We start from the raw sequence: 14,468 nt of genomic DNA, 5'->3' as shown, positions 1-14,468 counted from the left end.
CTTAGTCGGCGATGTGCAAAACCACTGCCCCGACCAGTACCAGCACAACCCCCAACACCTGCATCACCGACAACCGTTCCTTGAAAAACACAAACCCCAGAATCGCCGCAATCCCGCCCGACAACGTACTGATCACCGTCACCACCGACACCGACCCCGCCATCGCCCCCCAGGAAAACGCCGAGAACCCACCTAGGTTCATCAAGCTTGCACCGGTCAGCGTTGCGCAGTTTTTCAGCGGTGGGATTTTCAGGCCGTCCTTGATCTTCAGCACCATCACCACCAATACGCAGAGCCCCACCAGGTAACCGAGCCACAGCATGGTGATCGGCCCCAGCGCGGGCAGGGTGTAGCGGCCCTGCAGCCAGAAACTGGTGCCATACAGCAAGGCGGCGAGCATGGCGTAGGCGATCGACTGGCGAGGGTTGTTGTGGGGGACGCCGTTGTCCTTGTGGATGCTGGAGAGGATCACGCCGATCACGCACACGGCGATGCAGCCCAGTTGCGTCAGGCTGATCTGCTCGCCGCTGGCCCAGGACAGCAAGGTGGTCACCACGCCGTAGGACGTCACCAGCGGCGCGACGATGGCGGCTTTGCCAAGGGCGAAGGCCTTGGACAGCGCGAGGGCGCCGGAGACGGTGAGCAGGGCGGCGGCGACACCCAGCAGCCACACGCTCAGCGGGGCGTCGAGGGATTTGAACAGCAAGCTTGGGAGAATGACCAGCAGCACAGTCATGATCAGGAAGCCGAGCGCTTGGCCGAAATACACCGCGCGTTTAACGCCCACGGCTCTTGCGTTGAGGCCCACGAGAAAATCCGTACCACCCCAGAGCAGGGCGGCCAGCAGGCCCATTGTTACGTCCATGTAAGGTCCTTAGTGTTTCAGCTCAGGTTTTCCAGCGTCTGCGTGTCCCAGCTTTGAGTCTTGATGGCCAGGTAGAGCATACCGAGGGTCAGCGGCACTTTTTCGCCGCGCCCCTTGGCGCGGCGTTTGAGAAACACATCGAACACCGGCGGGTTGAAGTAACGATAAGTGTCGAAGTCGCCCAGGTCGAGCGCAAATTCCTGCTCCAGCGCTTCCATCAGTTGCTTGGCCTCACTGCCGTCGCAGCCGAGGTCGAAGTTGATCGAGGTTTGCAGGCGGATCGTCTTGTGTTTGGGCAGGCCGATTTCTTCGTGCAGCAGTTGCAGGAGTTGCCGCATGACGGGGTCTTCGGGGAAGTTGGGCGCGAGATTCATGGTGGGGGCACGCAGGAGTGGGTGAGGGGAACGGTTGCGGCGAAGCGAGTATTCGTTTCGAGTGATGAAGAGTGCCAAGCCTATCAAGAATATGAAGACAGGGAGGAAGGGCATTCTGAGGATGACCGCTACGTAGGGTAGGAGGAACGTCAAGGTGAGGCCTGTTGCGATAAATATGAGAGCGAAGCGCTTTCTGAGGGTGGAATCGGTGATTTGGTAGTGCAGCACCAGATAGAAAATGAAAAAAAACACGGATTGCAGGTACAGGGCCATGCGATTAAGGCTCGTTCGGGTAGACATGCATTGAGAGCGTTGACCGCTGTGGGCCTATGCCGCCTTTCACGCTGGCATCCAGACCGATGATGATATCCCCCGCGTGATAGCTGCGAAGCTTGCTGTCAATTGTGTCGCGAACGAAACCGGCCGTAGCTGCGGAGATTACAATTGCTGGTGCTGCAACCGCGCCAGAGATTATTTGCTTGATGAGTATGTTTTGGTCGTTAAGCCGATCGGCTTGATTGCGTCTCAGGGGGTACGAAATTGCGATGGCTATTTCGCATGGAAAATCTTTAGCCAGCATTCTTTCGTAAAGTCTGCGTACATGATCCCGAACTTGCGGAGCGGCCGCTTTTGCTTCCAGCAAGCCAAGACTTGCTAGAGCATGCTGATTGCCTGGTAAAACAGTGAAGCGAATCACTGTGAATATCACACCGTAGTGGCCGATATGTTGAGTCCTTTCGATGTTCACGGGTATTTGCCGGGGGCTGTTGAAAGGGCGCTAGTTTCAGTCAGAGAAAGGTGAGTTTTGTAGAGGGGCGGGCAGGAGTTTTAAGCAGTTTCGGAAGCGGATGTCGAAGCGTTTGGAGGTTTCTTACAGGGCTTTCCGGGATTTGCGGCTTGCAGTGACTTAACAGCGAAACAGGTGAGTGGTGTGCGGCGAGCTGGCATGTGGTCAGTTGCCAACAGGCCGACTCACACACCGCTCAAAAATCGCCTCCAACCCCCGGTAATCACACGCCACCGCATCGATATTCGCCGGTATCCACGCCGCGTGTTTCACCAGCCACCAGTTCACCGAAAACCCGGCGTTGACGATGATCTGTTCGAACAAGATCCGTTGCGCCCGGCCGTTGCCTTCGCGGAAGGGGTGGATGACGTTGAGGTCGCCGTAGGCCTCGGCAATGCGCGTGATCAGCTCAGCCTGACTCACACCCACATACCAGTTCGCCTCTTGCATGCGCCGGATGATCTTCGCCGCTTCCGGCGGGATGCGTTCCGGGGTGCAGAACAGGGTGTCGCCTTTCTGGATGTTGACGCTGCGCAATTCGCCGGCCCAGTCGTAGAGGTCGCCGAACAAGGTGCGGTGGATGTGTTGCAGGCGGTCGAGGTCGTAGGGCGGTGGGAAGAGGGGGAGGTTGCCTACGGCGATTTCGGATAATTCCCGCTCGGCTTGTTGCAGGCGGGCTTCGTCGTGCAAATCGAGGCGGTTGCGCAGCACGCTACTACCGGGATAGCAGTACGGATCTTGGCCCACCCCGTATTTGTCGAGCATCAGCGTGGGGTGTTGCGGTACTTGGCGAGGACGGCTTCGCGGGTCGGCAGGGGTTTGTCGACGTCGGCGGGTTGGGTGTCGAACCCTTCCAGGCGCAGGCTGGCCAGGTAATTGGAACGGCGGATCTTGTGGTAGTGATCCTGTTTTTGCTCAAACGTCGGTTCGCTCATGGCAGCGTACTCCTGGGTAGCAAGGCTTCATTGTAGCGCAATGCTTCAGAGGGTAGGCCGGAGAAAAAATCACATCAACGTGCCCCAGTGGGGGCATTGTCTGTTTGCGCAATGGCTACGGTCGCGAGGCGGCGTCGAGGTCCATCAACCCTCGGCCATAGGCTTCGCTGTTGGCATAGATACCCGTTCGATTCGCCGTACTGAGCAGGCGTTCACGCACTTGTTGCGGTGTCATCTCGGGAAAGCGACTCTGCAATGCCGCCAAGGCACCACTGACCAACGCAGCGGCCGGCGATGTGCCGGCGGTGGGTCCGTAGCTGCCATCCTTGTTGGTGGTCAACAACCCAGCGCCACCATCGCCCCCTGGCACCGCAATGCACCAGCGTGCCGCGAGGCCGCAATAATTGGATTTGAGATTGATGGCCGTGCCGTCGTTCTTGAGGGCCATGACGGCAATCCAGCCTTTCTCCAGTTCCGGAACCAGCGCGGGCAGGCCGGGTTCGGCGAGTGGCTCACGCTTGACCTCGTTACCTGTTGAAAAGACGAATACAGCCCCTTCGCCCACCAGTTTTTTTGCCACGCCCAACGAGTCACCCATCAGGCGTTCGTAGATGGGAACCTCGTTGGTGTTGGCTTCAATGGGGTTCGCCCATGAGTTACTGAAAATGCGTGCCCCTTTGCTATAGGCCAGCTCCCAGGCCTGGGCGATTTCACTGTCGAAGTAGAACGGCTCCTTGTCATCACCGAAACGCATGGGGATCAACTGGGCGTTGAAGGCGATGCCGTGGATGCCCTTGTCATTCTTGTTGGCGGCGAGAATACCGGCCATCTGGGTGCCGTGACCCTTGATGTCGAGGGTGCCGGGCTGCTGTGTCACAAAGTCATAGCCCGGATCGGCTACACGGCCGTAGAACTCGGGCAATGCCTGGTTGAGCCCAGAGTCGATCAGCGCGACTTTAACGCCCTGGCCGGTGCCACCCCGCGCGTAGAGGGAGGAGGCTTTTACAATGGGCAGGGCTTTTTGCTCGAAGTATTCGGGCGTTTCAAAACGCTGTGTGTCCGGTTCGGCAGGTATTGGGGCGGGGGCATTTGCACAGCCCAGCAGCAATAACGACAGCGTGAACACGACGAGGTGTTGCAGTGAAAACAGTGTGCATCGAGACATCCACGACTCCTTGTCGGGGGTAGGTGATCTGGCGTGTTACTGTCTGCGTTTTTGCGCGGGCTTGCTGGTTTTCTCTGTATCAGTTTGTAGCGTTTATCCCCGACCTTTTCTTGATCGCTGATCTATGTTTTTGATTCCTTCAGCGGTCAACGGAGTGACAGCCTATGCACGACACCCTCCAGCAGGTTTTTGGTTATCCACAGTTTCGCCTCGGCCAGGAAGAAACGGTCAGCGCCGTGCTGGCCGGCCGTTCGGCAGCGGCTATTTTTCCAACGGGGTCGGGAAAGTCCCTGTGTTATCAGCTGTCGGCGGTGCTGCTGCCGCACCTGACGCTGGTGGTATCGCCGCTGTTGGCGCTGATGCAGGACCAGCTGGGTTTCTTGCAGCGCCACGGCATTTCGGCAGGCAGTATCGATTCGGCCCAGAGCCGCGAGGACGCCAATGAGGTGATGGCCCGCGCGCGGTCGGGCGAGTTGAAGATCCTGATGATTTCTGTTGAGCGCCTGAAGAACGAGCGCTTTCGTAACTTCCTGCAAAGCGTGCAGATCTCGCTGTTGGTGGTGGACGAGGCGCACTGTATTTCCGAGTGGGGCCACAACTTCCGTCCGGACTATTTGAAGCTGCCGGACTACCAGCGTCAGTTCAATATCCCACAAGCGCTGCTGTTGACGGCTACAGCGACGCCCAAGGTGATTGCCGACATGCAGGCGAAGTTCGCCATTGCACCGGACGATGTGGTCACCACGGGCTTTTACCGGCCCAATCTCAACCTGTTGGTGGAGCCGGTCAGCGGTGCGGACAAGCGTCGACGGTTGGTGCAATGGATGGGCGAGCGTGCCGATCAGCCGAGCATCGTCTACGTCACCCTGCAGAAAACCGCCGAGCAGATTGCCGAGCATTTGAACCGCAACGGTATCCAGGCCGAGGCCTATCACGCCGGTTTGCCTCACGATAAACGCGAGGGTATCCAGCAGCGCTTCATGGGTGGGCGCTCCAATTGCATCGTCGCCACCATCGCGTTTGGCATGGGCATCGACAAAAGTGATATCCGCAATGTGGTGCACTTTGACCTGCCCAAGTCCATCGAGAACTACAGCCAGGAAATCGGCCGCGCGGGGCGTGATGGGCAACCGTCCGATTGCCTGGTGTTGGCCAACCGCGACAGCCTCAATGTGCTGGAAAACTTCGTGTACGGCGATACGCCGGAGCAGGAGGGCATTCGCCGAGTGCTCGAAGAGTTGCAGGCCGTGCGAGGCGATGGGCAGTGGGAGTTTTTGCTCAGGTCCTTGTCGGACCACAGCAACATCCGCGAGCTGCCGTTGAAGACGCTGCTGGTGCAGTTGGAGCTCAAGGGCGTGATTGCGCCGCGTTATGCGTTTTATGCCGAGTACCGTTTCAAGTACCTGATCGAACCCGAGGCTTTGCTCGCGCGTTTTACGGGTGAGCGGCAGCAGTTTGTCGCGGCGATCATCCAGGTGTGCAAGCGGGCCAAGACCTGGGCGACGGTGGATTTTGACGCGCTTTATCAACAGCACAATGCCGAGCGTAGCCGGGTGGTGAAGGCGTTGGATTACTTCCAGGAGCAAGGCCTGATCGAGCTTGAGAGCAAGCAGATGACGGAGGTCTACAGCTTGCTTGATACCGATTTTGATCCACAGGCGCTGAGCACCGAGTTATACACAGGCTTCAAGCAGCATGAGGTGGGTGAGGTTGCACGGATTCACGCCATGCTCGATCTGTTCGCCACCGAGCATTGTCTGGGTCAACGCCTGGCGCAGTATTTCGGCGATGAAAATGCGCCCCAGCGTTGCGGGCATTGCTCGGTGTGCCACGGCCATGTTGCGCACCTTCCGCCGCCGCCAGGTTTGCCGCCGCTTGTGGATAAAAACTTCATGGGGCTGTGCGATGATTTTATCCACAGGCATCATGAACACACCGGCCAATTGCCTGGGGCGGAACGCCTGACGCGTTTCCTTGGCGGCATCAGTGTGCCGTTGTTTACCAAGTTGAAAGCACGGGGCATTCCGGGCTTTGCTGCGTTGGAAGATTATCCGTACGCCGAGGTCCGCGAGTGGGCCCAGGCCCATCTGAATGACCTGTAACCCCATTTTCACGAGACTTGCCCATGTCTGATTCAGTGCCACAACGCGCCGATTACCCGCACTTCCAGCCGATCATCACGCGTTGGCACGACAACGATGTGTATGGTCATGTGAACAACGTGACGTACTACAGCTTTTTCGACACGGCGGTGAATACCTACCTGATAGAGCAAGGTGGGCTGGATATTCATGACGGTGAAGTGGTGGGGTTTGTGGTGAGTTCGGCGTGCGATTATTTCGCGTCGATTGCCTTTCCCGAACGCATCGAAATCGGCTTGCGGGTAGGCAAGCTGGGCAATAGTTCAGTGCAGTACGAATTGGCGGTGTTCAAGCAGGGTGAAGAAGAGGCCTGTGCGGCGGGGCGCTTTGTGCATGTGTTTGTGGAGCGGGGTTCGAACCAGCCGGTGACGATTCCGGGGATGTTGCGCGAGGCGTTGCAGCGGTTGGTGGTGTAGGCGCGAACGCCTACACCCTCAGGCCTTAGCGGTGACGGTAATGATGCTTGTTCTTGCGATGGCCATAGGCATGACCGCGGCCACGGTGATCATCGCGGTCATAGCGACGGTTATCACGTCCACGGGAGCGACGATCATCGTCATCGCTCTTGTTGCCCATGTAGTTACCCAACGCGCCACCTGCGCCACCGCCGGCCGCTGAACCGATCAGTGCGCCGGTGCCGCCGCCGACACTGCGGCCCACCACGTTGCCACCGGCCGCGCCCAGTGCGCCACCAATGGCCGCTTCGCCACGGCTGCGTTTGTCCGCACCCACCGCGCTGCCGCCTGCGCCGCCCAGGGCTGCGCCAATGGTCGAGCCGGTGTTGCCGCCGATCGACTGGCCAACAACCGAGCCTAGAACCCCGCCCAATGCGCCGCCCACACCGGCTTCGGTGGTGCCACCGGCCATGGCTGCGCCACTGACCAGGCCAAGGGACAACAAGAGAATCGAGGAGAACTTCATTAGGGAGACCTCAAGAGGATGACGGCGCGATCCTGAGGCTGTATCGGAGTGGTGACAATAGAAATCCGACCAGTAACACGAGTTGTACACAATTCGCTAAGTTACTGTTTTTGTTGGGGAACTTAAGTTGTTTTTGTGAGTCTTTAACTACTTCGGAATGGCCGCTTTTATGCAAAAGCGGCCTTTTTTTGTGCCCGAAGATTTATGCAGAGCGCGCCATGATCAGGCCATTGTCACTCGCCGCTTCCAAACGGATTGCCACGAACTTCGACGTCGGCGTGTGGCTGCCATCCCCTGTGCTTTCCAGCGGCACCAGTGGGTTCACTTCCGGGTAATAGGCCGCAGCCTGCCCGGCCGGAATATCAAACGCCAGCAGGGTGAAGCCCTTCACGCGGCGCTCGCGACCGTCTTCCCACAGCGACACGATGTCGGCCTTCTGTCCCGGCTTGAAGCCCAGGCGGATGATGTCGGCTTCGTTGACGAACAGCACGTCGCGCTGGCCCTTGACCCCACGGTAGCGGTCGTCCAGGCCATAAATGGTAGTGTTGTACTGATCGTGGGAGCGCATCGATTGCATGATCAGGTCGGGCACACGACCGGTCGCATGAGTGCGTTCGTGGATCAGGTCCTTGGGCAGGATGTTCGGACGGAAGTTGGCGCGCCCCGACGGGGTGTTCCAGCGACGTGCACCGGCGGAGTTGCCCAGGTAGAAGCCACCCGGATTCTTGATTTTCTCGTTGAAGTCCTTGAAACCCGGAATGGTGTCGGCGATCAGGTCGCGGATGCGCCCGTAATCGGCCACCAGCCAGTTCCAATCCACCGGCTTGCTGCCCAGGGTGGCGGCAGCGATACCGGCCAGAATCGCAGGCTCCGACTTCATCAGCTTCGACAGCGGCTGCAACTGGCCGTTGGAGCCGTGGACCATGCTGAACGAGTCTTCCACTGTCACCGCTTGCGGGCCGTCGGCCTGGATGTCGATGTCGGTACGGCCCAGGCACGGCAGGATCAGCGCGTCTTTGCCGTGCATCAGGTGGCTGCGGTTGAGCTTGGTGCTGATCTGCACGGTCAAGTCGCAATTACGCAGGGCTTCGAAGGTGCGCGGGCTGTCCGGCGTGGCTTGGGCAAAGTTGCCACCCAGGCCGATAAACACCTTGGAGCGGCCTTCAAGCATGGCGTGAATCGCTTCGACCACGTTGTGGCCATTGACGCGCGGCACCTGGAACTGGAAGCGCCGTTCCAGGGAGTCGAGGAACGCCACCGGCGGGCGTTCGTTGATGCCCATGGTGCGGTCGCCCTGCACGTTACTGTGGCCACGCACCGGGCACAGGCCGGCGCCTGGGCGGCCGATGTTGCCGCGCAGCAGCATCAGGTTGGCGATTTCCTGGATGGTCGGCACCGAATGGCGGTGCTGGGTGATGCCCATCGCCCAGCACATGATCACGTTCTTGCCTTTGGCGTACATGCGCGCCGCTTGCTCGATCTCCACCAGGGTGAGGCCGGACTGTTCGACGATTTCATCCCAGGAGGTGTCGTCGATCTTGCCCAGGTAATCCAGCACGTTGGCGGTGTGTTCGTTGAGGAAGTCGTGGTCGAACACGGCTTCTTTGCCTTCGGCCTGCGCCTGGCGCTCCCACAGCAGCAGGAACTTGGCCATGCCGCGCAGGATGGCCATGTCGCCACCCAAGGCCGGGCGGAAGTAGGCGGTGTTGGTCGGTTTGTCGCCGTTGGTGAGCATTTCCAGTGGGTGTTGCGGATGCTGGAAGCGTTCCAGGCCGCGCTCTTTCAGCGGGTTGATGCACACAACCTGGGCGCCACGCTTGACCGCCTCGCGCAGCGGTTCGAGCATGCGCGGGTGGTTGGTGCCGGGGTTCTGGCCCCAGACGAAAATCGCATCGGCGTGTTCGAAGTCATCAAAGGTCACGGTGCCTTTGCCGACGCCCACGCTTTGCGCCAGGGCAACGCCGCTGGCTTCGTGGCACATGTTCGAACAGTCGGGGAAGTTGTTGGTGCCGTAGGCGCGCACGAACAGCTGATACAGGTACGCCGCCTCGTTGCTGGCGCGGCCCGAGGTGTAGAACTCGGCCATGTCCGGGCTCGGCAGGGCGTTGAGATGCTTGCCAACCAGGTCGAAGGCCGCTTCCCAACTGATGGGCGTGTAGCGGTCGGTTTCAGCGTCGTAGCGCATAGGCTCAGTCAGGCGGCCTTGGTATTCCAGCCAGTAGTCGCTTTGCTCCAGCAGGGCCGTCACGCTGTGTTTGGCGAAGAACGCCGCGTCGACGCGACGCTTGGTGGCTTCCCAGTTCACCGCCTTGGCGCCGTTCTCGCAGAACTTGACCATGCCGCTTTCCGGCGAATCACCCCAGGCGCAACCGGGGCAGTCGAAGCCGCCGTTCTGGTTGGTCTTGAGCATCATGCGCAGGTTTTTCAGCGCGTTGTCGCTGGTCAGCCAGGCCTGCGCCACGCTGATCAGTGCGCCCCAGCCACCGGCTGCGCCTTTGTAAGGCTTGTAGCGCGGGGTGGGGGTTTGGTCGGCTTGGTGGTGCTGGCTCATGGCTGGTTCTCCATCGCAGGGCTGTAGACCCGCGGCGCACTTTTCTGCGGCAGGTGGATGAGATTGAGGTTATGCCGGCGGGCCCATTGCAGGGCCAGTCCGGTGGGTGACGACAGGCTGACCAGGGTCTGGATGCCCGCGCGCAGGACTTTCTGGATCAACTCCAGGCTGCAACGGCTGGTAACAATCGCCAGGCCGCCTTCGGTCGGAATCTTTTGGCGGATCAAGGCGCCGATCAATTTATCCAGGGCGTTGTGCCGGCCGATGTCTTCACGACCGAGCAACAACTCGCCCTGGCTGTTCATGAACACGGCCGCATGCACGGCGCCGCTGTATTGGCCCAAAGGCTGAAAGGCGCTGATGCGTTGGCGCAGGCCATCCAGCCACTCGGCGGGCGGCAAGGGCGCGCCGGGCAATACCTGTAAGTCTGGCAGGGCCTGTTCAACGGCTTCCACGCCACACAAGCCACAGCCGCTGGTGCCTGCCAACTGGCGGCGCTGTTGTTTGAGGTTCCAGAAGGCACGGCTGGAGATCTGCACCTGAGCGTATTGGGCTGAGCCCGAGCCGCTGAGTTTCAGATCATAAATATCGCTAACGTCGGCGATAATGCCGCTACCGATGCTGAAACCGACAATAAAGTCTTCCAAGTCCGTCGGCGTCACCAGCATCACCGCTTGGCTGATGTCGTTATAGGCAATCGCCAACGCCACTTCTTCCGCCAAGGCTGTGCTGGCGGATTCTGTGTGTTCGAGATTGCAATACTGGTAGCTCTGGCTGGCGGCGGGCGCTGGCGTTTCGAGAGCGGGCGCCGCGCAGACTGGGCGCTTGGCGTTCATGGGGCAGTACCACCGGCGGATTGATCAGTGTTTAGACTAGGCGCGACAAAGCGTCGCGTCTAATTGCCAGTACTGATCTACCGATAGATGACGTCGATCAAGATTCGTTTTGCGATTTCTGATACAGCGCGAAACATGCCTCCGCCAGTGCAGAGCGTGGGGCGCTGCGGCGCATGATCAGCCCCAGGCGCGCGAGGGTGTGGGCGTCCTCGATCGGCTGCAGGCGCAGGTGTTCGGTGAGTGCGTCCAGGCCCCCATCCAGCGGCATCACCGCGCAACACAATCCACCGTGCACGGCTTGTAACAATTGATGGACGGCGTCGGTCTGCAGCAGCGGTTGCGGGTTAAGCCCACGGCTGTGGAAGTTGTGGTCGATGGATTGGCGAAAGTGCATGCCGCTGGTGAGCATGCCCAACGGCAGTTCGATCAGCGCCTCCCAGCTCAACGGCGTATCACCGAAACTGAAGAAGCGCTGGTCGTAGAGCAGGCCCATGCGGGTTTCGCCCAAGGCCAGCGAGTCGAAGCGCTCGTTGTCCAGGCGTTCCAGGTAGGACACGCCCAAGTCCAGCCGGTTACTCGCCAGTTGTTCCAGGATCTGCTCCGAGCTGAGCGCGGAGAGCTCAAAGCGCAGGCTTGGGTGTTCCTTATGCAGTTGCTGCATCAAGGCTAAAGGATCAAAGCTCGACAGTGGCACCACGCCCAGGCGCAATGTGCCCACCAGGTTGCCGCGACAAGCCGCCGCCTCGGCCTGCAGACCGTCATACGCCGCCAGCACCGTGCGTGCCCACGCCAGCACGCGTTCGCCGGGTGCGGTAAAGCCTTCGAAGCGCTGGCCACGATTGACCAATGGCAGATCAAGCTCTTCCTCAAGGTTGCGCAGGCGCATCGACAGGGTCGGTTGGGTGATGTGGCAACGCGCCGCCGCCTGGCCGAAGTGACGGGTTTCGTCGAGGGCGATGAGGAATTTCAGCTGTTTGATGTCCATCTTCGCTCCAGGGCTTATTCCAATGGCGGGGGGATTCTAGCGCGTTTGGGTCTTTGGCCGGGCCGGAACCCAAATCCACAGGACTGGTCTAGTCTTGGGCATCTGGAACTCAAATCCCAAGGAGAGCGCACTATGAGCATTTTCAGCTTTATCAAGGAAGCCGGCGAAAAGATTGTCGACCTGTTGACGCCGGGTAATGCAAACGCCAGCGAGCAGTTGAAGGACCACGTGTCCAAAGTGGGTCTGGGTAATCCGAATGTGCAGACCACAGTGGATGGCGACAAGGTGACCGTGACCGGTGAAGTCGCCACCCAGGAAGAGAAAGAGAAGATCCTGTTGGCGCTGGGCAATATCGCCGGTGTGGCCAGTGTGGATGACCAGATCACCGTCTCCGGCCCGGCCGTGGCTGCCGCTCGTTTCGTCGTGGTGAAAAAGGGCGACACCCTCAGCGCGATTTCCCTGGCGGTGTATGGCAACGCCAACCAGTACAACAAAATCTTCGAGGCTAACAAGCCGCTGTTGTCGCACCCGGACAAGATTTACCCAGGGCAGACTTTGCGTATTCCTGAGTAAGCAACACGCTGTAGGGGCGGGCGTGCTCGCTCCTACAACCCGATAATCAGCTCGCGATAATCCTCCATCGCTGCAAACTCCGCCGTGTCCTTTGGCCCCTTCTGGCTGTCTGGCTCCTTCACCGCCAGCAAATGCCCGACGCCAAACGCCTGGGCGCTGCGCAGGATCGGCAAGGTATCGTCGATAAACAGACTGCGGGCCGGGTCGAAGTGGATGTCGGCTTGCAGGGCATCCCAGAACTGCGGGTTTTCCTTGGCGAAACCGTAGTCGTGGGAGCTGATCAACCGTTCGAAATACGGCGCCAGTTCAATGCGTTCCAACTTCAATGACAGCGAATCACGATGAGCGTTGGTGATCAGGATCACACGTTTGCCGGCCTGTTTGATTGCCGCCAGGAAGGTGTCGGCGTCCGGGCGCAGAGCGATGAGGTGGGCGGTTTCCAGCTTGAGTTCGCGCACCGGGATCTTCAGTTCCGCACTCCAGAAGTCCAGGCAATACCATTGCAACTGTCCGGCGTTACGCTCGAACAGAGGCTGCAACTCCATCTCTGCCATGGCCCGGCTTACTCCGTGCAACTCGGCGTAGCGCTGGGGCAGGTGCTCCATCCAGAAGTGGTTGTCGAAATGCAGGTCGAGCAGGGTGCCGTCCATGTCCAGCAGGACAGTGTCGATGGCGTGCCAGGGCAAAGAAGGCATGGGGTGGTCTCATGTAAGTAAAAATATCCGACACAGACAATCGGAAAAGCCACGGTATAGTAACCCGATCACGCCAAGGAGCCGCTCATGCGCCAGAAACCCACCGTCCTCGCCCGCGAAATAGTCGCCAGTAGCCGTTTGTTCCGCGTGGAGGAAGTGCAACTGCGCTTTTCCAATGGCGTTGAACGGACCTACGAGCGCCTGGTGGGCCGCGGTGCCGGTTACGGCGCGGTGATGATCGTGGCAATGATCGACGCGGACCATGCATTGCTGGTGGAAGAATACTGCGGCGGTACCGACGAATATGAGTTGTCGTTGCCCAAAGGGTTGATCGAACCTGGCGAAGACGTACTGGCGGCGGCAAACCGCGAACTCAAGGAAGAGGCTGGCTATGGCGCGCGGCAGTTGGAACACCTCACCGAACTGTCGCTGTCGCCAGGCTACATGAGCCAGAAAATCCAGGTGGTACTGGCCACCGATCTCTATGAAGAACGCCTGGAAGGCGATGAACCTGAGCCGATGCGTGTGGACCGGGTCAACCTGCGCGAACTGTCGATGCTCGCGCAAAACGAGCAATTCAGCGAAGGCCGTGCCCTGGCTGCGCTGTACCTGGTACGAGACCTGTTGACCCAGCGTGGAGCGTTTACCGCATGAGCGAACTGTTTTTAGGCCACCCGTTTATTGCCTCTGTGATCGAACTGGCTCGCCAGGCCGGTGAAGTGATTTTGCCGTACTGGCGTGCTGACGTGGCCGTGACCTCCAAAGCCGACGATTCGCCCGTGACGGCAGCGGATCTGGCGGCTCATCACCTGATCCTGGCGGGCCTGACCGCGCTGGACCCGAGCATTCCGGTGTTGTCCGAGGAAGACGCCGACATCGACCAAAGCGTACGCGCCGGCTGGCAGCGCTGGTGGTTGGTGGACCCACTGGACGGCACCAAGGAGTTTATCGCCGGCAGCGAAGAATTCACCGTGAACATCGCCCTGATCGAGCAGGGCCGCGTGGTGTTTGGCGTGGTGTCGATGCCCACCAGCGGCCGTTGTTACTTCGGTGGCGCTGGCCTGGGCGCCTGGCGCTCGGATGTGAATGAAGCACCCAAGCAGATCCAGGTGCGCGAGGCACCCGCAGCAGGTGAGTCGTTTACCGTGGTGGCCAGCCGTCGGCATTCCAGCCCTGAGCAGGAGCGTTTGCTGGACGGCTTGAGTGAGGGCCTGGGCGCATTGAAGCTGGCGAATATCGGCAGCTCGCTGAAGTTTTGCCTGTTGGCTGAAGGCAGTGCCGATTGCTACCCGCGACTGGCGCTGACTTCCCAGTGGGACACGGCGGCCGCCCAAGGTGTATTGGAAGGGGCGGGAGGCGAGGTGTTGGAGTTGAGCGGTGAACCGTTCAGCTATCCGGCGCGGGCATCGTTGTTGAATCCGTTCTTTCTGGCGTTGCCGGCGAAGGCGGCTTGGCGTGAGCGGTTGCTGACCCTGGCCCGCTCTTAAGGCTGGCATAAATCAATGTGGGAGCTGGCTTGCCTGCGATAGCGGAAGATCAGTCACTGAAAAGGTGACTGTCAGGCCGCCATCGCAGGCAAGCCAGCTTGTATGTTTAGACTTGAAGGGGTGGGCGGCGACTAAAAGCCAGATTCCGACTCT

Annotated in this window: 16 protein-coding genes; 5 read left to right on the top strand and 11 right to left on the bottom strand. The window is 59.8% G+C overall.

All coding sequences use genetic code 11. The features are described from left to right. Position 1: 1 nt before the first annotated feature. The 6 genes from ACP7BX_RS26780 to ACP7BX_RS26755 form a co-directional block, all read right to left on the bottom strand. Positions 2-865: an EamA family transporter gene (locus ACP7BX_RS26780; RefSeq protein WP_426130817.1), complete on the bottom strand. Its 864-nt coding sequence runs from the start codon at positions 863-865 to the stop codon at positions 2-4. A gap of 17 nt (positions 866-882) precedes the next feature. After that, entirely contained in the window at positions 883-1,239 is a 357-nt protein-coding gene (locus ACP7BX_RS26775; protein ID WP_426130819.1) for a DUF1493 family protein, read from the bottom strand. 277 nt (positions 1,240-1,516) lie between these two features. Continuing rightward, positions 1,517-1,987: a hypothetical protein gene (locus tag ACP7BX_RS26770; protein ID WP_426130821.1), complete on the bottom strand. Its 471-nt coding sequence runs from the start codon at positions 1,985-1,987 to the stop codon at positions 1,517-1,519. A 204-nt stretch (positions 1,988-2,191) separates the two neighbouring features. Continuing rightward, positions 2,192-2,791 (bottom strand): putative adenosine monophosphate-protein transferase Fic, encoded by a 600-nt coding sequence (locus tag ACP7BX_RS26765; RefSeq protein ID WP_426130823.1) that lies wholly within the window; start codon positions 2,789-2,791, stop codon positions 2,192-2,194. Next, on the bottom strand, positions 2,791-2,961 hold the full coding sequence (locus tag ACP7BX_RS26760) for a YhfG family protein (RefSeq protein WP_016979054.1): 171 nt from the start codon (positions 2,959-2,961) through the stop codon (positions 2,791-2,793). The genes ACP7BX_RS26765 and ACP7BX_RS26760 overlap by 1 nt, the downstream gene beginning before the upstream one ends. Before the next feature lie 115 nt (positions 2,962-3,076). Beyond that, positions 3,077-4,126: a S8 family peptidase gene (locus ACP7BX_RS26755; protein ID WP_426130825.1), complete on the bottom strand. Its 1,050-nt coding sequence runs from the start codon at positions 4,124-4,126 to the stop codon at positions 3,077-3,079. A 164-nt stretch (positions 4,127-4,290) separates the two neighbouring features. Here ACP7BX_RS26755 and ACP7BX_RS26750 point away from each other — a divergent pair, with 164 nt between their 5' ends. Both ACP7BX_RS26750 and ACP7BX_RS26745 read left to right on the top strand, forming a co-directional pair. Further along, a complete protein-coding gene (locus tag ACP7BX_RS26750) occupies positions 4,291-6,228 on the top strand; it encodes a RecQ family ATP-dependent DNA helicase (protein WP_426130827.1) in 1,938 nt (645 codons plus the stop codon). Between the two features lie 23 nt (positions 6,229-6,251). Further along, entirely contained in the window at positions 6,252-6,683 is a 432-nt protein-coding gene (locus ACP7BX_RS26745) for an acyl-CoA thioesterase (protein WP_016979057.1), read from the top strand. 25 nt (positions 6,684-6,708) lie between these two features. Here the strand turns inward: ACP7BX_RS26745 and ACP7BX_RS26740 are convergent, their stop codons facing one another. The 4 genes from ACP7BX_RS26740 to ACP7BX_RS26725 all read right to left on the bottom strand — a co-directional run bounded on the left by ACP7BX_RS26740 (position 6,709) and on the right by ACP7BX_RS26725 (position 11,560). Further along, entirely contained in the window at positions 6,709-7,188 is a 480-nt protein-coding gene (locus tag ACP7BX_RS26740; protein WP_133076531.1) for a glycine zipper domain-containing protein, read from the bottom strand. Between the two features lie 202 nt (positions 7,189-7,390). Next, positions 7,391-9,739 (bottom strand): FdhF/YdeP family oxidoreductase, encoded by a 2,349-nt coding sequence (locus tag ACP7BX_RS26735; RefSeq protein ID WP_038845155.1) that lies wholly within the window; start codon positions 9,737-9,739, stop codon positions 7,391-7,393. Continuing rightward, positions 9,736-10,575 carry a formate dehydrogenase accessory sulfurtransferase FdhD gene (gene fdhD, locus ACP7BX_RS26730; RefSeq protein WP_038845154.1) on the bottom strand — a complete coding sequence of 280 codons (840 nt, stop codon included), beginning with the start codon at positions 10,573-10,575 and terminating at the stop codon, positions 9,736-9,738. Before fdhD ends, ACP7BX_RS26735 begins: the two co-directional genes overlap by 4 nt. A gap of 97 nt (positions 10,576-10,672) precedes the next feature. Further along, complete coding sequence (locus ACP7BX_RS26725) at positions 10,673-11,560, bottom strand: LysR family transcriptional regulator (RefSeq protein ID WP_038845153.1); 888 nt, start codon at positions 11,558-11,560, stop codon at positions 10,673-10,675. A 132-nt stretch (positions 11,561-11,692) separates the two neighbouring features. Between ACP7BX_RS26725 and lysM the strand changes: the two genes are divergently transcribed. Beyond that, positions 11,693-12,133, top strand: a complete 441-nt coding sequence (gene lysM, locus ACP7BX_RS26720; protein WP_033898718.1) for a peptidoglycan-binding protein LysM — start codon at positions 11,693-11,695, stop codon at positions 12,131-12,133. 32 nt (positions 12,134-12,165) lie between these two features. Here lysM and yrfG read toward each other — a convergent pair whose 3' ends face one another. Then, positions 12,166-12,828 carry a GMP/IMP nucleotidase gene (gene yrfG / locus ACP7BX_RS26715; RefSeq protein ID WP_426130831.1) on the bottom strand — a complete coding sequence of 221 codons (663 nt, stop codon included), beginning with the start codon at positions 12,826-12,828 and terminating at the stop codon, positions 12,166-12,168. Positions 12,829-12,915: 87 nt separating this feature from the next. On the opposite strand from yrfG, the gene nudE reads away from it, so the two are divergent. Together nudE and cysQ are read left to right on the top strand one after the other, a co-directional pair. Continuing rightward, positions 12,916-13,482: an ADP compounds hydrolase NudE gene (gene nudE, locus ACP7BX_RS26710; protein WP_016979064.1), complete on the top strand. Its 567-nt coding sequence runs from the start codon at positions 12,916-12,918 to the stop codon at positions 13,480-13,482. Next, positions 13,479-14,315, top strand: coding sequence for a 3'(2'),5'-bisphosphate nucleotidase CysQ (gene cysQ / locus ACP7BX_RS26705; protein WP_426130833.1), 837 nt, complete (start codon positions 13,479-13,481; stop codon positions 14,313-14,315). The genes nudE and cysQ overlap by 4 nt, the downstream gene beginning before the upstream one ends. Positions 14,316-14,468: the final 153 nt, after the last annotated feature.

The organism is Pseudomonas sp. DWP3-1-3b3, from assembly GCF_049896305.1.
Taxonomy (GTDB): Bacteria; Pseudomonadota; Gammaproteobacteria; order Pseudomonadales; family Pseudomonadaceae; genus Aquipseudomonas; species Aquipseudomonas azotoformans_A.
This window is presented reverse-complemented; position numbering and strand designations above follow the sequence as displayed.